Annotated in this window: 20 protein-coding genes; 12 read left to right on the top strand and 8 right to left on the bottom strand. The window is 39.8% G+C overall.

Features of this window, described 5'->3' with window-relative positions; translation table 11 throughout:
* Positions 1–67 precede the first annotated feature (67 nt).
* Positions 68–286, top strand: a complete 219-nt coding sequence (infA, locus tag FH976_RS01375; RefSeq protein WP_005600159.1) for a translation initiation factor IF-1 — start codon at positions 68–70, stop codon at positions 284–286.
* Positions 287–442: 156 nt separating this feature from the next.
* On the opposite strand, the gene clpA is transcribed toward infA, so the two are convergent.
* Together clpA and clpS are read right to left on the bottom strand one after the other, a co-directional pair.
* Positions 443–2,710 carry an ATP-dependent Clp protease ATP-binding subunit ClpA gene (clpA, locus tag FH976_RS01370; RefSeq protein ID WP_194089129.1) on the bottom strand — a complete coding sequence of 756 codons (2,268 nt, stop codon included), beginning with the start codon at positions 2,708–2,710 and terminating at the stop codon, positions 443–445.
* A 76-nt stretch (positions 2,711–2,786) separates the two neighbouring features.
* A complete protein-coding gene (gene clpS, locus FH976_RS01365; RefSeq protein WP_194089128.1) occupies positions 2,787–3,107 on the bottom strand; it encodes an ATP-dependent Clp protease adapter ClpS in 321 nt (106 codons plus the stop codon).
* 355 nt (positions 3,108–3,462) lie between these two features.
* Between clpS and cspD the strand changes: the two genes are divergently transcribed.
* Positions 3,463–3,681 carry a cold shock domain-containing protein CspD gene (cspD, locus tag FH976_RS01360; RefSeq protein WP_194089127.1) on the top strand — a complete coding sequence of 73 codons (219 nt, stop codon included), beginning with the start codon at positions 3,463–3,465 and terminating at the stop codon, positions 3,679–3,681.
* 73 nt (positions 3,682–3,754) lie between these two features.
* Here the strand turns inward: cspD and FH976_RS01355 are convergent, their stop codons facing one another.
* Entirely contained in the window at positions 3,755–3,940 is a 186-nt protein-coding gene (locus FH976_RS01355; RefSeq protein WP_194089126.1) for a hypothetical protein, read from the bottom strand.
* 115 nt (positions 3,941–4,055) lie between these two features.
* Entirely contained in the window at positions 4,056–6,299 is a 2,244-nt protein-coding gene (locus tag FH976_RS01350) for an NADP-dependent isocitrate dehydrogenase (protein ID WP_194089125.1), read from the bottom strand.
* A 243-nt stretch (positions 6,300–6,542) separates the two neighbouring features.
* Here FH976_RS01350 and FH976_RS01345 point away from each other — a divergent pair, with 243 nt between their 5' ends.
* The 6 genes from FH976_RS01345 to xthA all read left to right on the top strand — a co-directional run bounded on the left by FH976_RS01345 (position 6,543) and on the right by xthA (position 12,813).
* A complete protein-coding gene (locus FH976_RS01345; RefSeq protein WP_194089124.1) occupies positions 6,543–7,217 on the top strand; it encodes a pseudouridine synthase in 675 nt (224 codons plus the stop codon).
* A gap of 73 nt (positions 7,218–7,290) precedes the next feature.
* Complete coding sequence (mnmA, locus tag FH976_RS01340) at positions 7,291–8,415, top strand: tRNA 2-thiouridine(34) synthase MnmA (protein ID WP_194089123.1); 1,125 nt, start codon at positions 7,291–7,293, stop codon at positions 8,413–8,415.
* Positions 8,416–8,496: 81 nt separating this feature from the next.
* Positions 8,497–9,114 carry a high frequency lysogenization protein HflD gene (gene hflD / locus FH976_RS01335; RefSeq protein ID WP_194089122.1) on the top strand — a complete coding sequence of 206 codons (618 nt, stop codon included), beginning with the start codon at positions 8,497–8,499 and terminating at the stop codon, positions 9,112–9,114.
* An 88-nt stretch (positions 9,115–9,202) separates the two neighbouring features.
* Positions 9,203–10,573, top strand: coding sequence for an adenylosuccinate lyase (gene purB / locus FH976_RS01330; protein WP_194089121.1), 1,371 nt, complete (start codon positions 9,203–9,205; stop codon positions 10,571–10,573).
* Between the two features lie 148 nt (positions 10,574–10,721).
* Entirely contained in the window at positions 10,722–11,882 is a 1,161-nt protein-coding gene (locus FH976_RS01325; protein WP_194089120.1) for a ribosomal protein uL16 3-hydroxylase, read from the top strand.
* A gap of 124 nt (positions 11,883–12,006) precedes the next feature.
* Positions 12,007–12,813: an exodeoxyribonuclease III gene (xthA, locus tag FH976_RS01320; protein ID WP_194089119.1), complete on the top strand. Its 807-nt coding sequence runs from the start codon at positions 12,007–12,009 to the stop codon at positions 12,811–12,813.
* Positions 12,814–12,892: 79 nt separating this feature from the next.
* On the opposite strand, the gene FH976_RS01315 is transcribed toward xthA, so the two are convergent.
* The 4 genes from FH976_RS01315 to FH976_RS01300 form a co-directional block, all read right to left on the bottom strand.
* Complete coding sequence (locus FH976_RS01315) at positions 12,893–13,570, bottom strand: ABC transporter permease (protein ID WP_194089118.1); 678 nt, start codon at positions 13,568–13,570, stop codon at positions 12,893–12,895.
* Between the two features lie 2 nt (positions 13,571–13,572).
* Complete coding sequence (locus FH976_RS01310) at positions 13,573–14,319, bottom strand: ABC transporter permease (RefSeq protein WP_194950280.1); 747 nt, start codon at positions 14,317–14,319, stop codon at positions 13,573–13,575.
* Between the two features lie 78 nt (positions 14,320–14,397).
* Complete coding sequence (locus FH976_RS01305; RefSeq protein ID WP_194089117.1) at positions 14,398–15,168, bottom strand: ABC transporter substrate-binding protein; 771 nt, start codon at positions 15,166–15,168, stop codon at positions 14,398–14,400.
* A 232-nt stretch (positions 15,169–15,400) separates the two neighbouring features.
* A complete protein-coding gene (locus tag FH976_RS01300) occupies positions 15,401–16,171 on the bottom strand; it encodes an ABC transporter ATP-binding protein (RefSeq protein ID WP_194089116.1) in 771 nt (256 codons plus the stop codon).
* 376 nt (positions 16,172–16,547) lie between these two features.
* Between FH976_RS01300 and FH976_RS01295 the strand changes: the two genes are divergently transcribed.
* The 4 genes from FH976_RS01295 to FH976_RS01280 all read left to right on the top strand — a co-directional run bounded on the left by FH976_RS01295 (position 16,548) and on the right by FH976_RS01280 (position 22,654).
* Positions 16,548–18,224 carry a mechanosensitive ion channel family protein gene (locus tag FH976_RS01295; RefSeq protein WP_194089115.1) on the top strand — a complete coding sequence of 559 codons (1,677 nt, stop codon included), beginning with the start codon at positions 16,548–16,550 and terminating at the stop codon, positions 18,222–18,224.
* A 596-nt stretch (positions 18,225–18,820) separates the two neighbouring features.
* Positions 18,821–21,097: a formate C-acetyltransferase gene (gene pflB, locus FH976_RS01290; RefSeq protein ID WP_194089114.1), complete on the top strand. Its 2,277-nt coding sequence runs from the start codon at positions 18,821–18,823 to the stop codon at positions 21,095–21,097.
* A gap of 227 nt (positions 21,098–21,324) precedes the next feature.
* The gene (gene pflA, locus FH976_RS01285; protein WP_194089113.1) at positions 21,325–22,065 is read left to right on the top strand and encodes a pyruvate formate lyase 1-activating protein; all 741 of its coding nucleotides are present in this window, start codon (positions 21,325–21,327) and stop codon (positions 22,063–22,065) included.
* A gap of 88 nt (positions 22,066–22,153) precedes the next feature.
* Positions 22,154–22,654 carry a YfbU family protein gene (locus tag FH976_RS01280; RefSeq protein ID WP_194089112.1) on the top strand — a complete coding sequence of 167 codons (501 nt, stop codon included), beginning with the start codon at positions 22,154–22,156 and terminating at the stop codon, positions 22,652–22,654.
* Positions 22,655–22,855: the final 201 nt, after the last annotated feature.

Below are 22,855 nucleotides of genomic sequence, written 5' to 3'. Positions count from 1 at the left end.
TAATTACCCCTATTTAAACTGCATTTCTCGCAGTTAAAAATAAGCCAAGTTTCGGTAAGAGGATTAAATGGCAAAAGAAGACGTAATTGAACTGCAAGGCACTGTCCTTGATACATTACCAAACACCATGTTCCGTGTTGAATTAGAAAATGGCCATGTAGTAACGGCTCATATTTCGGGTAAAATGCGTAAAAACTATATTCGTATTCTTACGGGTGACAAAGTGACTGTAGAGATGACGCCTTATGATCTCTCTAAAGGTCGTATCGTCTTCCGTGCTCGTTAATCATTATTACAATGACAATTTGATAGCTTAATGTGTTACCAGATTGAATTAATAAAAAAACCGAAGCCATATGCTTCGGTTTTTTATATCTATACTCTGCTTTTAGCGTAACTTGAACCTTAGCCCAAGTTACGCGTGATATAACCACCAAGTCAACTACCCGTGTACAGCCTCTTCTTGATTTGAATAGATAAACTCAAGTTCACCCGATTTCAAGCCAATCTTAACTGTCCCTCCATCAACTAATGAGCCAAAAAGTAATTCATTAGCAAGTGGTTTTTTAAGTTTATCTTGAATTACACGTTCCATTGGGCGCGCGCCCATATTTTTATCGTAACCCAAATGAGCTAACCAATGACGAGCCGCTTCCGAGACCTCCATTGAAACACCACGCACATCCAATTGCGCTTGCAACTCAACAATAAATTTATCTACCACTTGATGAATCATATCTTCGCTCAAACTGTTAAACCAAATAATATTATCTAGACGGTTTCTAAATTCAGGTGTAAATATTTTCTTAATCTCGGACATTGCATCATGACTATTATCTTGCTGAATTAAACCAATCGACTGACGTTCTGTTTCTTTCACCCCAGCATTAGTCGTCATCACAAAGATAACATTACGGAAATCGGCTTTACGGCCATTATTGTCCGTCAGAGTACCATTATCCATTACCTGTAGTAACAGGTTAAAAATATCACTGTGAGCTTTTTCTATCTCATCGAGTAACACAACCGAATGAGGATGTTTAATCACCGCATCAGTTAACAAACCACCTTGATCGTAACCAACATAACCTGGAGGCGCCCCAATTAAACGGCTAACAGAATGGCGCTCGCCATATTCCGACATATCAAAACGTAACAGCTCTACACCCATCAATTTAGCTAACTGTACCGTTACTTCAGTTTTACCAACCCCTGTAGGACCTGCAAATAAAAACGAACCAACAGGCTTATGCTCATGGCCTAACCCTGCTCGAGTAAGTTTTATCGCTTCACATAGAACATCAATCGCTGGATCTTGTCCAAATACTAACATTTTCAAACGTTGGTCTAGTTTTGATAGCACTTCTTTATCTGAAGACGATACCGATTTTTCTGGTATCCGAGCCATTTTGGCAACAATCGATTCAATATCTGCAACATTCACTGTTTTTTTACGCTTATTAGCAGGAGCCAAACGACAACGAGCCCCCGCTTCATCCATTACATCGATAGCTTTATCTGGCAAGTGACGTTCATTTATATATTTAGCCGAAAGTTCAACGGCTGCTCGTAAAGCTTTATTAGTAAAACGAACCTCATGATGCTCTTCGTATTTAGATTTCAAACCAATAAGAATTTTAGTCGTGTCATCAATAGAAGGTTCTAAAATATCAATTTTTTGGAAACGACGAGCAAGTGCCCTTTCTTTTTCAAAAATCGTATTGAATTCTTGATAGGTTGTTGAACCAATGCAACGCAACTTGCCATTACTCAATAATGGTTTAATGAGATTTGCCGCATCAACTTGACCACCTGATGCCGCTCCTGCACCAATAATGGTATGAATTTCATCAATAAACAAAATGCTGCCTTTTTCTTTTTCAAGCTGCTTTAAAATAGTTTTAAAACGTTTTTCAAAATCACCACGATATTTCGTGCCAGCAAGTAATGAGCCTATATCCAATGAATAGATGACACTGTCTTTAATAATGTCCGGCACTTGGCCCTCCACTATCCGCCAGGCTAGCCCCTCCGCAATCGCCGTTTTACCGACTCCAGCCTCACCAACAAGTAATGGATTATTTTTACGACGACGGCATAAAACCTGAATGGTTCTTTCAAGCTCAGCATCACGGCCAATAAGAGGATCTATTTGACCTTTTTTAGCCACTTCATTTAAGTTAGTTGCAAAATTATCAAGGCGCTCATCCGAGTTGCTCTCAGGTGCTTGTTCTTCATTAAAAGCACCGCTCGAATTTAAACTCGTATCATCATTAATTTTTCTTATTCCGTGGGAAATAAAATTAACAATATCCAAACGACTAATATCATTTTTTTTCAGTAAATAAGCCGCATGCGATTCTTGCTCACTAAAAATAGCAACAAGAACATTGGCTCCTGCCACTTCACTGCGGCCAGATGATTGAACATGGAAAACGGCGCGTTGCAACACACGTTGAAAGCTGAGTGTTGGTTGAGTTTCACGTTCTTCATCAGCTTCAATAATTAAAGGCGTAGTTTGATCGATAAAGGCATCAAGTTCTTGACGTAATATTTCAATATCGGCTTGGCATGCAGATAAAGCTTCATTGGCTGATGGGTTATCGAGTAAAGCCAGTAAAAGGTGCTCTACTGTCATAAACTCATGGCGCTTTTGTCTTGCTCTTACAAATGCAGTGTTCAAGCTTGTTTCTAATTCTTTATTTAGCATAGCTACCTCCCCAAAAACAACTTAGTCTATTTAGACTCTATAAAAGAGCTATCAAGTAAAGTCTTAGCCAGGTTGTTTACACCTGTTCCATAGTACACAGCAAAGGATGTTCATTTTGTCTAGCATGCATAGAAACTTGCATAACTTTCGTTTCTGCAACTTCCGCAGTAAAAGTGCCACAAATTGCCTTACCATCAAAATGTACTTTCAACATCACTTGTGTCGCACCCTCCAAATCCATGGAGAAAAATCGATTCAAAATTTCAATCACAAAATCCATCGGAGTATAATCATCGTTATTTAAAATTACGTGATACATCGCCGGTGGTTTTACCTTCGTTTTTTCACTTTCCAGAAGGTCAAAATCTGGTGAAGACCATTGATATTTATTACTCATTATAAAATTCTACTTTATTTACCATTTCGACAGCTTACTCATAAGCGAATCAAATCGTCTTCTAATTTAGAGACTAATGCACCAATTGTATCCCTGCAAATAAAAGATTGCTATTCACAAAACATTACCGCCACTTTGTTTAAAAAATCACCTAAACATTTATTTATCTATCTGTACTGATAATAACCACAAGATCAACAGTTAATGAAAAGTTAAATATGTATCTCGTATTTTGTTATTAGGAGAGCAATTATCACTCAAAACTATTGACTGTTGCCTGTGATTGGCTAGATTGTGTTCTGAGGGGTTAAAAAATTAACCGTTATCATCGTAAAAAGCATGAGGGACGTACAGCATGGCTACAGGAACAGTTAAATGGTTTAACAATGCCAAAGGATTTGGATTTATCTGCCCGGAAGGAGAAGAAGGCGATATCTTTGCCCACTATTCAACCATTAAGATGGATGGCTACCGCACATTAAAAGCAGGACAACAAGTATCCTATGAAGTTGAAAAGGGTCCTAAAGGTTCTCATGCAAGCTTAGTTATGCTTGTTGATGATCAAAGTAAATAATTTTAAAAGATCCTATCAAACATTGATCACCTTCAAGAGCGGCACTTAAGTCGCTTTTTTGTTTCTTTAACATTCAACTAAGAACTTTCAATTGTTGTTTCCATTCTGGTGTCAGAGCTAAAAAAGCATCAACTATCATAGAATCAAACGACTTACCGCGTTCATCAATAATATACTGTTTTACTTTATTAAAACTATAAGCATATCTGTAAGTACGACTACTGGTTGTTAAGGCTTCAAATACATCGGCAACGGTCACAATTCTAGCAACTAATGGGAAATCCTCACACATTAGTTAAATATATATTTCAACTTATAAAAAAAGCGACTCATTATAAGTCGCTTTGATACTTGGTCAATAATATTTTCTTACATTAAATATTATCAATAATATTATTGAGAGTTTTACTAGAACGCATTAGATTAGACACTTTTGCATCATCAACAAAGTAATAACCACCTAAATCACCCGGCGCACCTTGAGCATTATTTAACTCAGCAACAATAGTCGATTCTTTTTGCGCAAGTTCACCTGCAATCGAAGAAAACTGCTTCGCAAGATCGGCATCTGTAGATTGCTCAGACAACGCTTTAGCCCAAAAATACGCAAGGAAGAAATGGCTACCTCGGTTATCCAACTCACCCACTTTACGCGAAGGTGACTTGTTTTCGTCAAGGAATTGGCCTGTCGCTTTATCGAGAGTATCGGCTAAGACTTTTGCTTTAGCATTTCCAGTAACGGTGCTTAAGTGCTCTAAAGAAGCAGCTAGAGCCAAGAACTCGCCTAATGAGTCCCAACGTAAATGATTTTCTTTTTCAACTTGTTGAACGTGTTTAGGAGCAGAGCCACCTGCACCCGTTTCAAATAAGCCACCACCATTCATAAGCGGTACGATTGATAGCATTTTCGCTGATGTACCAAGTTCCAGAATTGGGAATAAATCGGTTAAGTAATCACGTAATACGTTACCAGTAACCGATATGGTATCTAACCCTTCTTTAATTCTCTCAAGTGAATAATTGGTCGCAGATACTGGTTCAAGTATCTTAATGTCGAGGCCATCTACATCAAATGTTGGTAAATAAGCATTCACTTTTTTGATAAGCTCTGCATCATGCGCCCGATTTTCATCTAGCCAGAACACTGCAGGAACGCCAGTTGCGCGAGCGCGAGTCACTGCAAGTTTCACCCAATCCAAAATTGGTGCATCTTTCACTTGGCACATACGGAAAATATCACCCTCTTGCACATCTTGTGCTAGGAGTGTCGTACCATTTGTATCAACCACACGAATAACTCCCGACTTTTTCGCCACAAAAGTTTTATCGTGAGAGCCGTATTCTTCTGCTTTTTGTGCCATTAAGCCAACGTTAGGTACGCTACCCATCGTGGTTGGATCAAATGCACCATGTAATTTACAAAAATCAATTACAGCTTGGTAAACACCTGCATATGAACGGTCAGGAATCATCGCTTTCGTATCTTGTAATTGACCATCGTTATTCCACATTTTACCAGAAGAACGTAGCATCGCTGGCATAGAGGCATCGACAATTACATCACTTGGAACATGCAGGTTGGTGATACCGCGGTCCGAATCCACCATCGCTAACGCCGGACGTGTTGAATAAACAGCTTGGATAGCTTGTTCAATTTCTTGTTTTTGATCCGCTGGCAATGATTCAATTTTACTATAAACATCACCTAGACCGTTGTTCACATCAATGCCTAGCTCTTCAAACAAGCGACCGTATTTAGCAAACACATCTTTATAATATACTTTTACAGCATGGCCAAAAATAACAGGATCCGATACTTTCATCATGGTGGCTTTTAGGTGCAATGAAAGTAAAATACCCTGCTCTTTTGCGGCCGTAATTTCTTTCTCAAAAAACTCAACCAATGCCGATTTATTTAATACAGCAGCATCAATAATTTCTTTATCTTTTAAAGCAAATTCGGATTTTAGTACTTCAACATTTCCTGCAGCATCCACATGCTCGATACGAACAGAAGTCGCACCATCAATCGTGGTGGATTTTTCGCTACCATAAAAATCATTGTGTCCCATACTCGCTACATGAGAAGTAGAGTTTTTATCCCAAGCTCCCATCGAATGTGGATTTTTCTTAGCATAATTTTTAACAGAAAGTGGCGCTCGACGATCGGAGTTACCCTCACGTAATACTGGATTTACTGCGCTACCTTTAATCTTGCCATAAGTGTCTTGGATTAAACGCTCTTCATCTGTTTTTGGTTCATCAGGATAATTTGGAAGCGCATAACCTTTCGCTTGTAACTCTTTAATTACTGCACGCAATTGCGGGATAGAAGCTGAAATATTAGGCAATTTAATAATATTAGCTTCTGGGGTATTCGCTAATTCGCCTAACTCAGTTAGTGCATCACCAATACGTTGCTCTTCAGTTAAGTATTCAGGGAAGTTTGCGATAATACGACCAGCTAATGAGATATCGCGAGTATCAAAAGCGATACCTGAAGATGCCGTAAAAGCTCGAATGATGGGTAATAATGAATGTGTCGCCAAAGCTGGAGCTTCATCCGTAATGGTATAGATAATGGTAGGCTGCTTTTGACTAGTATTAGTTGTAGACATTGAATTTCCCTATAGAGTTTGAACAGCCGAAATTTTGGGAGTTGGCTGCGTGACTGTAGAAGAGATGGATTTAATCCTCTCTCCGGTTTTTATCAATAATAAAACGCATTAAATTAAACAAAATTCGTTTCTGCTTCTATTATCTGTACAATCTTCATTTTCAGTGCGCTCCATATTAGATCAAATCTGAGATTTTTAAAACTTACTCATCCAGTTTGTTTACATTTTTGCAAGGTAGTTAACATGACAGCCCCTTCTCGCACATCAAATAAAGCCAAAACCTCAAGTTCGTTTAAAACACAATCTAAGTTTAAAAAGGGTTCTATACATAAAAATCAGAGCTACAGACGTCAAGAAATTAAACCAAAAAAAATCTCAGATTCAGAACGTGTTGTGCTGCTTTTTAATAAACCTTACGACACACTCAGCCAATTTACGGATGGTGAAGGACGTAAAACATTAGCTGATTTTATTGATATAAAGGAAGTTTACGCTGCTGGTAGGTTAGATCGTGATAGTGAGGGTTTAATGGTGCTGACCAATGATGGCGTATTACAAGCCAAAATCACGCAACCACAATCTAAATCACCAAAAACATACTGGGTGCAAGTAGAAGGTACACCAAGTGAGCCTGACTTAGATAAACTTCGTCAAGGCGTTGAACTCAAAGATGGAATGACCTTACCTGCCAAAGTTGAGTTAATACCAGCCCCGGATATTGAAGAAAGAAACCCACCAGTTCGTTTTCGCGCCGCCATTCCAACCACTTGGATTGCAATCAGTATTATTGAAGGTAGAAACCGCCAAGTCCGTAGAATGACCGCCAACATTGGTTTTCCAACACTTAGATTAATTCGTTATTCGATTGGAGAATGGAATTTAGGGGATTTAAAGCCCGGTAAATACCAAGTTTTATAACTAGTAAGAAAGGTGTAACCACCGATAAGTTTCTGCTAGAATCTCGCCCAGTTAAATTAAGTGGTATTCATAGATGTCAGATAACAGCCAAAAGAAAGTCATTGTCGGAATGTCCGGCGGTGTTGATTCCTCCGTTTCAGCTTACCTTCTTCAACAGCAAGGCTATCAGGTTGAAGGCCTTTTCATGAAAAACTGGGAAGAAGATGATAACGAAGAATATTGTACCGCGGCAGAAGATCTTGCCGATGCACAGGCTGTGTGTGACAAACTTGGTATCCATTTGCATACCATCAATTTTGCCGCTGAATATTGGGATAACGTATTCGAATATTTCTTAGCCGAATACAAAGCAGGCCGTACCCCAAATCCTGATATTCTGTGTAATAAAGAAATCAAATTCAAAGCTTTCCTAGAGTTTGCCGATGAAGTGCTTGAAGCTGACTTTATCGCGATGGGTCATTACGTTCGCCGCACTTTTCCAACAGCAGAAGAACAAGCGGCAGGTATAAAACCTAAAATGTTACGCGGTATAGATAGCAATAAAGATCAAAGTTACTTCTTATATACACTCAGCCATGAACAAGTTGCACGCAGTTTGTTTCCAGTTGGTGAACTAGAGAAGCCAGAAGTACGCCGAATTGCAGAAGAACAAGACCTGATCACGGCCAAGAAAAAAGATTCCACAGGTATTTGTTTTATTGGCGAGCGTAAATTTACTGAATTCTTATCCCGTTACTTACCAGCCCAACCGGGTAAAATTGAAACGCCAGAAGGTTTAGTTATTGGTGAGCATCAAGGTTTGATGTATCACACGCTTGGTCAACGTAAAGGCTTACACATTGGCGGTCAAAAAGGCGGCGGTGGTAACGAAGATCCTTGGTATGTTGCTGAAAAAGATTTGAAACGTAATGTATTAATTGCAGTTCAAGGTGGTGAGCATCCATTATTAAAATCAACCGGATTACTTGCCTCTCAACTAGATTGGGTCGATCGTAAAGTAATCACCGAGTCCTTACGTTGCACAGTAAAAACGCGTTATCGCCAGCAAGATATTGCTTGTACTATTGAACCGATTAATGACACCAACATACGTGTCATTTTCGATGAACCACAAGTTGCCGTAACACCCGGTCAATCGGCGGTGTTCTACTCTGGCGAAGTGTGCCTTGGTGGTGGTATCATCGAGGCTCGAATTTAAGTCATTCATTGGGCTTCCATTACGGAGGCCCTATTTATATCATCGTAATTAATTTGTTATTCATCGTTCTGGAGATCACCCGTGGCTCAAACCCTTTATGACCGTACCATCGCTTTCGCTGGAATTTGCCAAGCCGTTGCGCTTGTTCAACAGATAGCTAAAAACGGACATTGTGATAACGACGCATTTGAAGCCACGCTAAAAACGATTGTCAATATGAATCCAAGCAGCACTTTAGATGTGTTCGGCGATGAGTCCAATTTAAAACTTGGTTTAGAGACTTTAATTAAAGGTATTGATAGTAGTCCTAATGGCACTGAAGCGACCCGTTATATCATTAGTGTTATGTCGCTTGAACGGAAATTAAATGCCCGTTCTGATGCCATGGCACAACTTGGCGATCGTTTAGAAACAGTTTCACGCCAAACTGAACATTATGATTTATTCGATCATCAAATGATCAGTAATCTTGCCAGTGTCTATTTAGATGTCATCAGCCCTGTTGGACCTCGAATTCAAATCGCAGGAACGCCAGCCATATTACAACAAACCACCAATCAACATAAAGTTCGAGCCCTTTTATTAGCTGGCATGCGCTGCGCCGTGTTATGGCGCCAGGTCGGTGGTAAACGTCGTCATTTATTGTTAGGTCGAAAGAAAATGGTCGAGCAAGCTAAAATTTTATTAGCAAGAGCTTAGATGCTTAGATGCTTAGACAAAATATGATGATAAAAATACCTCATTTATTTCACATTCAAACACACTCAATTTAATTCAGGAGATCCACATGGAACTGTCAGCATTGACTGCTGTTTCACCGGTAGACGGCCGTTACGGAAGTAAAACGATTGCGTTACGCGAAATCTTCAGTGAGTACGGTTTACTTAAGTATCGTACTATTGTTGAAATCCGTTGGTTACAGAAGCTTGCAGCGACCACTGAAATTTCAGAAGTCCCAGCATTTAGTGATGAAGCAACTCAATTTCTTGATAACTTAGCGGCCACTTTCTCTGAAGAAGATGCTAATCGTATCAAAACCATTGAAGCAACCACCAACCACGATGTAAAAGCGGTTGAATATTTCCTGAAAGAAAAAGTTGAAGCAATGCCTGAATTGCATGCGGTTAGTGAGTTCATTCACTTTGCTTGTACTTCTGAAGATATCAACAACACTTCACATGCATTAATGCTTAAAGAAGCACGTAACGAAGTAATCTTGCCACAAATTCGTACCATCATTGATGCTATTAAAGGCCTTGCGGTTGAATACCGTGACATTCCTTTATTGTCTCGTACACACGGTCAGCCTGCTTCACCTTCAACGATGGGTAAAGAAATGGCGAACGTGGCGTATCGCATGGAGCGTCAATTCAAGCAAATCGCTAATGTTGAAATTCTAGCCAAAATTAATGGCGCAGTAGGTAACTACAATGCTCACATCTCGGCTTACCCTGAACTTGATTGGCATGCATTTAGCGAAGAGTTTATTACTCAATCTCTAGGTGTAGACTGGAACCCGTACACGACTCAAATCGAGCCGCATGATTACATTGCTGAATTGTTTGATGCCATTGCACGCTTTAATACCATCTTAATCGATTTTGATCGTGATATTTGGGGCTACATTGCATTAGGTCACTTTAAACAAAGAACGATTGCTGGTGAAATTGGTTCTTCAACCATGCCGCATAAAGTCAATCCAATCGACTTTGAAAACTCGGAAGGTAATCTTGGTTTAGCCAATGCTATCTTTGGTCATTTGGCTCAAAAACTGCCTATTTCTCGCTGGCAGCGCGACCTTACTGATTCAACAGTTCTTCGCAACTTAGGTGTCGGTTGTGGTTATGCATTAATCGCTTATTCTTCTGTTATGCGTGGCATTAGCAAACTCGAAGTCAACCGCGCAGCACTTGAAGCGGAACTAGACAAAAACTGGGAAGTATTAGCAGAACCAGTACAAACCGTTATGCGTCGTTACGGCATTGAAAAACCTTACGAGAAGTTAAAAGAACTAACTCGCGGCAAACGTGTTGATGGCGAAGGCATGCGTGCATTTATTGATGGTCTAGAAATCCCAGCAGATGAAAAAGCACGTCTTAAACTGATGACACCCGCTAACTACATTGGTGATGCAATTAAGTTAACTGATCAGCTTTAATCACACTCTCAATAGAAAACCGCAAAGGGTTAGCTTCGGCTAGCCCTTTTTGCTTTTTATTGTTCACTTCGACTCCGCATAAGCCCTCTCCTTTTTTATTAATTTTCTGATACAATCGCGCCCTGTTTGCTTCCCCTAAGGCTAATCCATGTATCAATTATCATTTTCTTTCTCTGAATTTCTAGCTGAATATTGGCAGAAAAAACCGATTATCATTAAAGGTGGTCTCTTCTTTAACACTCAAGAAGAAGGGTTTGTTGATCCAATCAGCCCAGATGAATTAGCCGGTCTTGCAATGGAAGAAGAAATTGACTCACGCTTTATCTCTAATTTGAATGATGATTGGCAAGCAGAGCATGGCCCATTTTCTGAGGATAAATTTGCTGAGCTGGGAGAAAGTAATTGGTCCTTGATAGTACAAGCGGCAAACCATTGGCATCCACAAGTCAATGAAATGCTGGCCCCTTTCAAAACCATGCCCGGCTGGTTATTTGATGATTTAATGGTGAGCTTTGCTATGCCCAATGGTGGCGTTGGCCCTCACATCGATCAATACGATGTCTTTATCTGCCAAGGTTTAGGTAAGCGTCATTGGCGTGTAGGTGCAAAAGATGAAGGACAATATGAAGAGGTTTGTCGCAATTCAGCACTGCGCCAGATAGATTCTTTTGATGCCATTATTGATGATGTGCTGGAACCCGGCGATATCCTATATATTCCACCGGGCTTTCCCCATGATGGATATGCTTTAGAAGCCTCACTGAGCTACTCGGTCGGTTATCGCTCACCCAAGGAACAAGAGCTACTCAGCAATTTCGCTGATTACGTTTTAGCCTGTGATATTGGTGATACACATTTGCATAATCCCGATCAAAAAGCACAAGAACGCCATGGTATGATCCAGACGAAAGATGCTGAAATAATGGTAGACATGCTACAAAAAGCAACGCAGCAACCGGAGTTATTAGAGTCCTTTTTAGGTTGTATGCTAAGCCAATCTCGCCATCAATTAAATATGCTTCAACCAGAAGAAGACTGGACGGCGGATGATTTAATGCTCCACATTGAATCAGGTGATAGCTTATTTAAAGTTCAAGGTCTGCGAGTGCTTTATCATGAAAACCTACCACTGACTCTATTTATCAATGGTGAAGTTTTTACCTTAGATGAAAGCTTACTCAGTTTTGTACCTTGTTTAACAGAACAAGATGAAATAAATGCAGATATTCTTAATCAGATCACCGCATTTCCAGAAGCAATACAGCTACTGATCAAGTTACTCAATCTTGGTTACTGGTTTACTGAATAAGCCAATTTCTGCTGATTAACCATTCAATTAAGTGGGCAAACCGGACAATATCGGTTTGCCCACTTTTACTTTTCCCCGCTTCGCTTTAAGATGTTCCAAACTCTAAAAGGAAAGTAGAATCCCAATGAAAGCAATCTCATTTAATATAAATGGCCTGCGTGCCCGCCTTCACCAATTACAAGCTATTATTGATAAGCATCAACCAGACGTGATTGGCCTGCAAGAAATCAAAGTGCATGATGAAGCCTTCCCTTTAGAAGCCGTTGAAGCAATGGGTTATCACGTTTATTTCCATGGCCAAAAAGCACATTACGGCGTGGCTATGTTATGTAAGCAAAAGCCTATTTCGGTACAACGTGGGTTTGCGACTGATACAGACGAGCACCAACGCCGTATGATCATGGTGACATTGAAAGATGAGTCAGGACAAAAAACCACCGTAATGAATGGCTATTTTCCACAGGGTGACAGTATTCATCATGAAACTAAATACCCTTATAAACGCCAGTTTTATAAAGATTTGATGACCCACCTCAACCTTACTCATACCAATGATGAACAAGTGATCATAATGGGTGATATAAACATTAGTCCGATTGATTTAGACATTGGTATCGGTGAGCCTAATGCAAAGCGTTGGTTAAAATCTGGTAAGTGTTCATTCCAGCCAGAAGAAAGAGAATGGCTTAAAACATTATTAGATTGGGGCTTTGAAGATACCTTCCGCAATCTTCACCCACAAGTGGATGACCAATTCTCATGGTTTGACTATCGCTCACGTGGTTTTGATGATAATCGCGGCCTACGTATTGATGTGATTTTAGCCACGCCAAGCCTTGCTGCGAAATGTATTGATGCTAGGATTGATTATGAGTTGCGCGGCATTGAAAAACCATCCGATCACGCACCAATCTGGTCTGAGTTTAAATAAGTCTGCCAAGCTAAACACCTAAAAAAACGCCGGCTAAATACAAAATTTAAGCCGGCGTTTTTATGTTCAAAAAAGGGTTTCAGCTCAATGGTCTCGTGTAAGCGAGCAACCTTTTTTCTGTCAATTTGAATAGATAAATAATCGACATACTTAAAATCATATAGAAGATCCCTGCCGTAAAAAAAGCTTCAAACGGGGCATAGGTTCTTGAATTCACTAAGCGAGCCACACCTGTGATATCCATGATTGTCACGATCCCAGCAATAGCCGAGCCATGCAGCATAAAAATCACTTCGTTACTATAAGCCGGAAGCGCCCTTCGTAATGCACTCGGTAAAATAATACGACGATACATTTTAATATTGGACATTCCATACGCTTTCGCCGCTTCAATCTCGCCTTTATCTAATCCACGAATAGCACCAGCAACGATCTCCGCTGTATAAGCTCCAGTATTAAGCACAAATGCCACTAAGGCGCAAAACCAAGCATGTTCCCATAGGGTATCTTTAACGTGCATAAATTGATTCATACCATAGTAAATAAGGTATAGCTGAACCAAAAGAGGCGTTCCACGGAAAAAGTAGCTATAACACCACACTGGAAAATTAATAAAAGCATTCGAGCTGGTTCTTGCAAGAGCGGCAGGAATGGCAATGCATAAACCAATAATTAGCGATAAACCTACTAACCAAAATGTAGTCCACAAGCCACCAACATATAAAGGCAAGCTATCAACAATCACTGAAAAATCCATGCCTACCTCGTATGTAACGTATATTTGCGTTCCAAGAGCCTAAGTAGCGCAATTGAAATGCTGGTAAAAAATAAGAAAATAACCGCCACTGTCATATAAAAGGTAAACGGCATTTTGGTCGAACCAGCCGCTAACGCGCCAACTCGGACCATGTCTTCTAAACCAATAATTGAGACGAGAGCCGTCGTTTTCAGTAGTACTAACCAGTTATTGCCAAAACCTGGAATAGCATGACGAATCATTTGCGGTAATAAAATACGTCTAAATGCTAAACTGCCATTCATGCCGTATGCTTTTGCTGCTTCCAGTTCACCTTTATCGACCGCCATGATGGCACCACGAAATGTTTCAGCCATATAAGCACCAAAAATAAATCCAATCGTTAATATACCCGCAGCGAAAGGACTCACATCGATATAATCAGGTAAATATCCCGTCCATTCATGAGCGGGGTTATAACTCGTCATCCAAGAATTAATGTGCTCATTTAATGCATACAACGAATTATTAAGCAAGATCTGACCGCCAAAGAAAATCAACATCATCAACACAAGATCTGGGATCCCTCTGATGATGGTTGTATAGGCGGTCGCGACCATTCTCGCACAACGATAAGGCGATAATTTGGCGAGCGCACCCAACATACCTAACACCACAGCAACCAATAAAGATAACACCGCAACTTCAATCGTTACCAGTGCTCCCTTTAAAATTGTATCTTCATAGCCTTGTAAAAAATCGAATATCATAAGTATCTAATTTTTGAAAAGCCGCAATACCCTTGTAAGATTAATCGGTATTGCGGCTTTTAAATGAAAGAACGTCTATTATTTACCGTAAACGTCGTAGCTAAAATATTTAGCCGCGATTTGTTGATAAATGCCTTTCGCACGTAATGCATCAATGGCTTTATTAATTTGGTCTGCAAGATCTTGATCTTGTTTACGAACCGCTATACCAAAACCATCACCAAACCATTTCTCATCAGTCAAAGATTGACCAGTAAATTCATAACCTTCAACTTTATCTAACATGCCACTTTGAAGTGCAGAAGCATCACCAAATACGGCATCGATTCGTCCACTTTCAAGATCCAGATACGCTTCATCAAAAGTGCCGTAACGAACTACATCAACGATGTCTTTATAGTTGTCTTCAATATATTGATCATGAGTAGTTGAACGCTGAACACCAATTTTCACGCCTTTTAAGCCTTCTTTGGTGAATTTAATATCAGCACCCTTTTTAGCAATAAACTTATTGGGTATTAATGCATATTTATGAGTAAACGCGACTTTCTTTTTACGCTCTTCTGTTATCGACATACCTGCAATAATCGCATCATATTTACGAGCTAATAAAGCAGGAATGATGCCATCCCAATCTTGCGGGACAACCTGACATTTCGCCTGCATTTCTTTACAAATAGCATTAGCTAAATCGACATCAAAGCCGCCTAATGTGCCATCAGAATTTGTGTAATTAAACGGAGGGTAAGCTCCCTCTGTCGCAAAACGCACTGATTTCCAATCCTTGGCTTGTGCAAGCCCTGATACAGCTGTTGCTGCTATAGCTGCGACTAAAAACCACTTTTTCATATCCATACTCCTGTGATTATTACTTATGCTCTTCATATTTGAGCGCGTCATGTATTTTTATTATGTTGTTGCATGTTTAGGTCTTCGACCTGTTATTTAACGTGATGCTATACCCGTCTTACTTCGTTAGTTAGTTATATGCTCAAACTTAGCTATACACTCAAAATAATTTAGGTATACAAGCATCACGTTGAATGATTTATCACCTTAAAAAACAATTAAGACAATGTCATCAATAAACCGATGATATAAATTGCTTAAAGCGATCTGATTCGGGGTGATTAAATAACGTTTCAGGATGTCCTTCTTCTTCCACAATTCCTTGATGCAGAAACATGACATGATTGGATACATCTCGCGCAAATGACATTTCATGCGTCACCACTAGCATAGTTCGGCCTTCTTCGGCCAAATCACGCATTACACCTAGCACTTCGCCTACGAGTTCAGGATCCAAAGCAGAGGTTGGTTCATCAAATAGCATTACTTCAGGATCAACCGCTAAAGCGCGAGCAATGGCCGCACGTTGTTGCTGACCTCCCGACAAGTGACCGGGATAGTAATTCTTACGATCATACAGCCCCACTTTTTTTAAAAGTAACTCTGCATTTTCAATGGCTTCTGATTTTGGAATACCCATGACATGAACAGGCGCTTCAATGACATTTTCGAGTACAGTTAAATGTGACCATAAATTGAAACCTTGAAACACCATCGCAAGGCGAGAACGAATACGTTGCACTTGCTTTTCGTCGACAGGTAAAGAGTCACCTTGTCGATTCGATTTCATTTTAATTAGTTCACCCTTTACCCAAACTTCGCCCGAAGTCGGTGTTTCAAGCAAATTAATACAGCGCAAAAAGGTACTCTTGCCTGAGCCGGAAGAGCCAATAATAGAAATGACATCGCCTTGATTGGCAAATAAAGATATCCCTTTGAGTACTTCATTTTGACCAAAAGTTTTATGAAGATTTTTTATATCTAATGCGGGTACAACTGTCATCCGCCACAGCTCCTTGTATTTTCCCCACCATCCATTAATGGGATAAGGCTATTAGTATATATGCAGTTTAGTCTAGAAACCAAAATCGGAATATAATTCGAACTGCAAGTAAGCTTAACGAATCGTTTTAGTAGTCAATATTTTGATTGCGATCATAAGTTAATCAATTGTTAGAGTACTCAATAACACGAATTCATAGTTAACGACAAGAACGTAACAAGAAAATAACGAATGGCGCTTTATTTCATCATATTGACGTCATTCAATTTGTTACTCATCTGTTTTTGACTTTAAACTCACGGCCTCTAGGTTGCGTTTCTTATAAACTTAGCAATAATAACGGCCATTGCTCTTTATTGATTGGCTTTTACAACCTATGCGCTATTTCTACCTTATCTTCTTAGCTTTTTCATCTTGCTTAAGTACTTTCACTTGGGCCAATCTTGTCGTCAATCCCCCTAGTTATCAACAAGAAATCATTGAACAAAATAAAAATATTGAGGAACTAGCCAAACAAGCAAAAAAGGCCAGTGGTGAACAACTTTCGATATTTCAGTTAGAACTCTTCGAGAATTATAATAAGTTACGCAGTAGTCTATCGGATGCGATGGACAAAAAGGATCGCAATACCCCGTTTTTAATTGAACAAATGCATAAACAAATAAATTATGACAGCAAATATTTGGCGTATTTAGATCGCACCATTACCAAATTACAAAAAGGTGTCCATGACGCGAGTAAAGAAGACCGATTATTACTGCAAATACCATTAAATGAACACCGCCAAGCGCTTGCAAAAGTGCATGGTTTTCAATATCAAAACTACTTATGGTTAGGTAAACTGGGTGAAGATAATACCTTGGTGATGTCGTTATTTCGCCACCAAGTCAATAATGCAGCTAAGTTCACATCTGCATCGCTGCATTACTCATTAAACCGTCAATTAGCCTTAAATAAACAATTGGATAAAGTCCCGGCCGATCAAAAAGGTCAATTTGATCTGGAACTGAATTACCTCCAACGTAATATTGATACTTATAGCAAGATGCTTGATAGCTACATTGAAATTGCTGAACCACTTGGTCTCAATACCGTTGGTTTTAAACAGCAGTTGTTCACCGCCACAGGCGCAATTACCCATGACTTCCTCAGCTGGGGCATGGTCACCTCTACTCTATCCACCCTTTGTACAAAGGTAAGTAAGTGGCTTGTTATTAATAGTCCAAATCTTTTGTTCAATACTTTCATGTTCATTTTAATTTTAACTATTGCGCATATCCTCGCTAAAGGTACCAACCGATTGGTGAGCAGCGTGGTCAAAACAACCCACTTAAAGCTTAGCTATTTAATGCAACAATTTTTAGTCTCAATAACCGCCAAGTTAATTTATTCCATCGCTTTTTTAATCGCTTTGGCACAAGTTGGATTAGATTTAACGCCAATCTTGGCAGGCTTTGGGGTGGCAGGTATTATCATTGGTTTTGCTCTGCAAGATACGCTCTCTAATTTTGCATCCGGGATCATGGTTCTCATTTACCGACCATTTGATGTTGGTGATTGGGTTAGCGCTGCTGGCGTAGAAGGAAAAGTCAGCAAAGTAAGCTTAGTGAACACGACAATTCGAACCTTCGATAATGAAGTACTCCTTATTCCTAACTCAAAAATATGGGGCGATGTCATTATTAATCGGACATTTGAGAAAGTACGTCGCGTCGATATGGTGTTTGGCATTGGTCATGGCGACTCTATTCCACAAGCAGAAGCTATATTTAAAGAAATACTAGATGCTGACGAACGTGTATTAAAAACACCAGAACCAATCATCCAAGTCGATTCATTAACCGATCACTCCGTTAATTTTGTGGTTCGCCCTTGGGTGAAAACCGATGATTTAATTGATGTAAAACGTGAAGTGACGCGTGCGGTGAAAATACGCTTTGATGAAGAAGGTATTATCATTCCATTCCCACAACGAGATTTACATGTTCATATGGTGAGATCTAATAAAGCGAACAACAAGCAATCTCAATCTGCACAAACTGACAAAGAATAATCGGTCTTTTTATTGTTCTGCTCTTTACGGGGTAGAACAATTGCTTCTAGGCCACTAAACCAACTGCATTCATCTCTCTACTCAAAAATCAAAAAATCAAAAAAAATTATAACTTTTATAAAAATATTTTATTATTTATGCAGAGTTTAAAAAAAAAGTGATCCAGATCAACACTGACCTACCTCATTGTTGGTAATTTTATCTAAAATAGTTAAGCAGAAAATTATAAAGATTCGGTTACCAACGTTACATTTTATCGATAAAAGCCACGGTGAACTCGCTTGCGATTTAAGCAATAACCACTACGCTTGTTTGGATTGAAACGTGCGAATTAACATGGTAATGCTATGTACTCAAGCTAAGAGTTTGTAATTTTTTGATTTTTTTTAAATAGAACCGTTAGGATAATCCATCATACGTTTCTCGATCTTTGAGCAAGGATGTTCACGCAATAGTAACAATACGAATAGAAACTCAGCGTAATCTATTCGTATTATTATTAATCAGAGTGTACTGGTGCTTTAAGGCGATAGACTCACTTCATTTTAGTGCCCTATTACAGTACGTATTTTTTCTACTAAAAAGGTAGGTATGTCATGGCAGAGCAATTTGCTAAAGCTTGGGAAGGTTTTGCACAAGGTGATTGGCAGAACGAAGTAAACGTTCGTGATTTCATTCAAAAGAACTATACACCTTATGAAGGTGATGAATCTTTCCTAGTTTCTGAGGGTACTGAAGCCACTGATGCGCTTTGGGCTCAAGTAATGGAAGGCATTAAAATCGAGAACAAGACTCTTGCTCCCCTTGATTTTGATACCTCCGTTATTTCTACTATCACTTCGCATGATGCTGGATACATTAACAAAAGCCTTGAAACTATCGTTGGTCTTCAAACAGAAGCACCACTAAAACGTGCCATCATCCCAAATGGTGGTGTGCGTATGGTTGAAGGTTCTTGTAAAGCATACGGTCGCACTTTAGACCCACAAATTTCTAAAATTTATTCTGAGTACCGTAAAACACACAACCAAGGTGTTTTCGATATCTATACTCCAGACATCATGAAATGTCGTAAATCAGGCGTATTAACCGGCCTTCCTGATGCTTACGGCCGTGGTCGTATCATTGGTGATTACCGTCGTATCGCGCTTTACGGTATCGACATGCTAATGAAAGATAAATTCGCTCAATTTACATCTCTACAAGAGCGTTTTGAAAAAGGCGAAGATCTAACGGCTACTATGCAACTTCGTGAAGAAATTGCAGAGCAACATCGTGCACTAGGTCAAATTAAAGAAATGGCAGCTTCTTACGGCTGTGACATCTCCGAGCCTGCACAAACGGCTCAAGAAGCGATTCAGTGGACTTACTTCGGCTACTTAGCGGCGGTTAAATCTCAAAATGGTGCGGCAATGTCTCTTGGCCGTACATCTACATTTCTAGATATCTTCATCGAACGTGATATTGCAGCGGGTAAAATTACCGAAGCACAAGCGCAAGAAATGATTGACCACTTCGTAATGAAACTACGTATGGTTCGTTTCTTACGTACACCTGAATACGATGAATTGTTCTCTGGTGACCCAATCTGGGCAACAGAATCAATGGGTGGTATGGGTCTTGATGGCCGTACATTGGTTACTCGTAGTAACTTCCGTTTCCTAAACAGCCTATACACAATGGGTCCAAGCCCTGAGCCAAACATTACGGTTCTTTGGTCTGAGCGACTTCCTACTGGCTTCAAGCACTTCTGTGCGAAAGTGTCTATCGATACTTCTTCTATCCAGTACGAAAATGATGATCTAATGCGCCCAGACCTAGCATCGGATGATTACGCAATCGCTTGTTGTGTATCACCAATGATTGTTGGTAAACAAATGCAGTTCTTTGGTGCTCGTGCAAACCTTGCGAAAACCATGCTTTACACTATCAACGGTGGTGTAGATGAGAAACTTAAAGTGCAAATTGGGCCTAAAATGGACAAGATCACTTCTGAGATTCTTGATTACGATGAGCTTTGGGAAAAAATGGATCACTTCATGGATTGGTTAGCGACTCAATACGTAACAGCATTGAACTCTATCCACTACATGCACGACAAATACAGCTACGAAGCGTCCCTAATGGCTCTTCATGACCGTGATGTTCGCCGTACAATGGCTTGTGGTATTGCTGGTCTTTCAGTTGCTGTTGACTCACTATCTGCAATCAAATACGCAAAAGTGAAACCAATTCGTGACGAAAATGGCCTAGCGCTCGATTTCGAAATCGAAGGTGATTATCCTAAATTTGGTAACAACGACTCACGCGTAGATGACATTGCTTGTGAACTTGTATCTGTATTTATGGGCAAAATCCGTAAACTTAAAACATACCGCGATGCAATCCCAACGCAATCTATCCTAACGATCACATCTAACGTGGTCTACGGTAAGAAAACAGGGAACACACCAGATGGTCGTCGCGCTGGTACTCCATTCGCTCCAGGTGCTAACCCAATGCACGGTCGCGATGAGAAAGGTGCTGTTGCTTCTCTTACTTCAGTTGCAAGACTGCCGTTTGCTGATGCACAAGATGGTATTTCTTACACCTTCTCTATCGTCCCTAACGCACTAGGTAAAACGGACGAAGCGAAGAAAGCGAACCTTGCTGGTCTAATGGATGGTTACTTCCACCATGAAGCCTCTGTTGAAGGTGGTCAACACCTTAACGTAAACGTTCTTAACCGTGAAACGCTACAAGATGCGGTGAAACATCCAGAGCTATATCCTCAGCTGACTATCCGTGTTTCTGGATACGCTGTACGATTCAACTCTCTAACAACAGAGCAACAACAAGACGTTATCGCACGTACTTTCACCGAGTCTCTATAGTCTAAAAATAGAGACAAAGTATTGATAAAATAATAAAGCCCTGCTCTTCTGAGTAGGGCAATTTTATCGCCTTTGCATGTAAAATTTCAGCTTTCTTAACTGTATTCATTCATTTCAAATAATTACACCTCTTAGATCAAAGAAACTCAGTTTATCCTCTCACTCCCCTATTTTAGAACTAGCATTTGTAATAAAATAAACACATAAAATTACAAAGGATTAATCCAATGTCAGCAACTGGTCGAATTCACTCTTATGAATCTTGTGGTACTGTCGATGGCCCAGGGATCCGCTTCATCATCTTCACTCAAGGCTGTTTAATGCGTTGTATGTATTGCCATAATCGAGATACATGGGATACGCATGGTGGCAAAGAAGTAACCGTAGAAGAAATCATCACCGAAGCGAAATCTTATCGTCATTTCATGAACGCCTCTGGCGGTGGTATTACCTGCTCTGGTGGTGAGGCAATGCTGCAACCTGAATTTGTCCGAGATCTTTTTCGAGCCGCTCACGCTGAAGGGATTCACACTTGCCTTGATACCAATGGTTATATTCGTAAGCATACTGATGTCATCGATGAAGTCTTAGCGGTATCGGATCTGGTTATGCTCGATATTAAGCAGATGAAAGATGACGTGCATAAAAATCTAATAGGCGTCTCCAACCACCGAACATTAGATTTTGCTCGCTACTTACATAAAATTGGTCAAAAAACATGGTTACGTTACGTGATTGTTCCCGGATATACCGACGATGCTGAATCGGCTGAAATGCTCGGTGAATTCATCAAAGACATGGACAACATTGAAAAAGTGGAGCTGCTTCCCTATCACAAACTTGGCGCTCATAAATGGGAAGCTTTAGGTTTTGATTATCCACTTGAGGGCGTTAATCCTCCATCAAAAGAGATGATGGATAATGTTGTGGCCATTCTAAGTAAATATCACGATAACGTTTCTTACTAATTACACATCGTAGATCACGACTAAAATCGGTATTCCGCGATACTAGTATTTTGTATAAAAGAATTTTTAATTTATATCGAGGTCCTCAATGGAAATGACAAATGCACAGCGTCTAATTCTTTCAAATCAATACAGTATTATGGAAAAATTAGAACCAGAGAACGCCCTAAAATATAAACGCCTACAAACGATTGTTGAGCGTGGTTATGAGCTTCAAATGCGTGAACAGATCAAGCACTACGGTCGTATAGAAGAAAACGAATGCCGTGTCATTATCGACATAATGGAAATGTACCACGCATTGCAAGAATCCAATAACATGCTTACCGATGCTGAAAAGGCTCAAGTTGATCAACGTCGTCTACAGTTTTTAGGCTTTGACATTGCAACCGAGCATCAAGCCGTTAATTACGTTCGCTTCCTCGTCGATTCAGAAGGTTTATATCCTCAATTTGATAAAGCAGACCATTACTTTAATGCCCAAATGCCAATGCTTGAAAAATATAAACGCATGCTGCTCACATGGCGTAACTGCCCTCGTCAATACCACTTATCGGCGACAGAGCTTACCCAAATCTTTAGCGCATAATAAGTTTTAACGCCTAATAGCGATGACTTATCTCCTATACTCAACACTTAGGTATAGTACAAATTAACTAAACTCATGCATGGCCTGTTATACATTAACAGGCCATTTTTTTATTCGCCTTCCCCACATTTTTCAACCACCTATCTGCAACTAAAAATCTGTGATGATTCGTAAATAAAAAAGAAATAAGACCATAATAAT

This window comes from Vibrio hibernica (assembly GCF_015223435.1).
Taxonomy (GTDB): Bacteria; Pseudomonadota; Gammaproteobacteria; order Enterobacterales; family Vibrionaceae; genus Vibrio; species Vibrio hibernica.
This window is presented reverse-complemented; position numbering and strand designations above follow the sequence as displayed.

What these genes read in the sequence shown, in the direction of transcription:
- FH976_RS01280 (WP_194089112.1), top strand. Translation starts at nt 22,154, where the DNA reads ATGGAAATGACAAATGCACAGCGTCTAATTCTTTCAAATCAATACAGT.
- cspD (WP_194089127.1), top strand. Translation starts at nt 3,463, where the DNA reads ATGGCTACAGGAACAGTTAAATGGTTTAACAATGCCAAAGGATTTGGA.
- xthA (WP_194089119.1), top strand. Translation starts at nt 12,007, where the DNA reads ATGAAAGCAATCTCATTTAATATAAATGGCCTGCGTGCCCGCCTTCAC.
- purB (WP_194089121.1), top strand. Translation starts at nt 9,203, where the DNA reads ATGGAACTGTCAGCATTGACTGCTGTTTCACCGGTAGACGGCCGTTAC.
- infA (WP_005600159.1), top strand. Translation starts at nt 68, where the DNA reads ATGGCAAAAGAAGACGTAATTGAACTGCAAGGCACTGTCCTTGATACA.
- FH976_RS01305 (WP_194089117.1), bottom strand. Translation starts at nt 15,168, where the DNA reads ATGAAAAAGTGGTTTTTAGTCGCAGCTATAGCAGCAACAGCTGTATCA.
- pflB (WP_194089114.1), top strand. Translation starts at nt 18,821, where the DNA reads ATGGCAGAGCAATTTGCTAAAGCTTGGGAAGGTTTTGCACAAGGTGAT.
- pflA (WP_194089113.1), top strand. Translation starts at nt 21,325, where the DNA reads ATGTCAGCAACTGGTCGAATTCACTCTTATGAATCTTGTGGTACTGTC.
- FH976_RS01350 (WP_194089125.1), bottom strand. Translation starts at nt 6,299, where the DNA reads ATGTCTACAACTAATACTAGTCAAAAGCAGCCTACCATTATCTATACC.
- FH976_RS01325 (WP_194089120.1), top strand. Translation starts at nt 10,722, where the DNA reads ATGTATCAATTATCATTTTCTTTCTCTGAATTTCTAGCTGAATATTGG.
- clpS (WP_194089128.1), bottom strand. Translation starts at nt 3,107, where the DNA reads ATGAGTAATAAATATCAATGGTCTTCACCAGATTTTGACCTTCTGGAA.
- mnmA (WP_194089123.1), top strand. Translation starts at nt 7,291, where the DNA reads ATGTCAGATAACAGCCAAAAGAAAGTCATTGTCGGAATGTCCGGCGGT.
- FH976_RS01345 (WP_194089124.1), top strand. Translation starts at nt 6,543, where the DNA reads ATGACAGCCCCTTCTCGCACATCAAATAAAGCCAAAACCTCAAGTTCG.
- FH976_RS01295 (WP_194089115.1), top strand. Translation starts at nt 16,548, where the DNA reads ATGCGCTATTTCTACCTTATCTTCTTAGCTTTTTCATCTTGCTTAAGT.
- FH976_RS01310 (WP_194950280.1), bottom strand. Translation starts at nt 14,319, where the DNA reads ATGATATTCGATTTTTTACAAGGCTATGAAGATACAATTTTAAAGGGA.
- FH976_RS01315 (WP_194089118.1), bottom strand. Translation starts at nt 13,570, where the DNA reads ATGGATTTTTCAGTGATTGTTGATAGCTTGCCTTTATATGTTGGTGGC.
- FH976_RS01300 (WP_194089116.1), bottom strand. Translation starts at nt 16,171, where the DNA reads ATGACAGTTGTACCCGCATTAGATATAAAAAATCTTCATAAAACTTTT.
- clpA (WP_194089129.1), bottom strand. Translation starts at nt 2,710, where the DNA reads ATGCTAAATAAAGAATTAGAAACAAGCTTGAACACTGCATTTGTAAGA.